Annotated in this window: 2 protein-coding genes; both read right to left on the bottom strand. The window is 47.0% G+C overall.

What is annotated here, in order from left to right; all coding sequences use genetic code 11:
* A partial coding sequence (locus EL26_RS23170; RefSeq protein ID WP_038094897.1) for a hypothetical protein occupies positions 1-207 on the bottom strand: 207 nt, incomplete at its 3' end.
* Positions 208-213: 6 nt separating this feature from the next.
* On the bottom strand, positions 214-474 hold the full coding sequence (locus EL26_RS23165) for a hypothetical protein (protein ID WP_038094895.1): 261 nt from the start codon (positions 472-474) through the stop codon (positions 214-216).
* Positions 475-500 lie beyond the last annotated feature (26 nt).

Genomic DNA, 500 nt, shown 5'->3' with positions numbered 1-500 from the left:
GATGAGGCAGTTGTCCGCGCTGGACTCGAAGATTACATCACCGTCAGCGTCGAGGAAGCAGATTACTTCTTTTCCGCAAGATTCGGTTGTTTTGATGCTGGCTATTTCGCGTTCGTTCTTCTTTTCGCCAACTTGGTAATACAGCATTCCATCAGGATGGTTTGCGGTCACAAGAAACTCGACCATGTGGATTTCTCCAAATTTCATCTTGTGTTAGTCCTCCTTCTCCACCCACACGAGGCGGTGATCGATATTTGGAACAAATTTTTTGACGTGCTTTTTCGCTTGTTCCAAGGAGTTTTTTACATCACCAAAACCCCTCGGATTATTCTGGAGGTACTTTTGGTTGTCGTTCGTGTAATGACGGTAGATTTTCACGCGATACGCGTCTTCCGCTTCTTGCTCGATCTCAGCTGAGAACTCACCAGTGCGACCTGCTCCCATATTTGCTGTGAATTCAGCGTGCCATTTCATCCTCTCTCACCTCCCTCGTCTGATGT

This window comes from Tumebacillus flagellatus, from assembly GCF_000714935.1.
GTDB classification, from domain to species: Bacteria; Bacillota; Bacilli; order Tumebacillales; family Tumebacillaceae; genus Tumebacillus; species Tumebacillus flagellatus.
The sequence above is the reverse complement of the archived record's forward strand: the minus strand, read 5'-3'. Positions and strand labels throughout refer to the sequence as shown.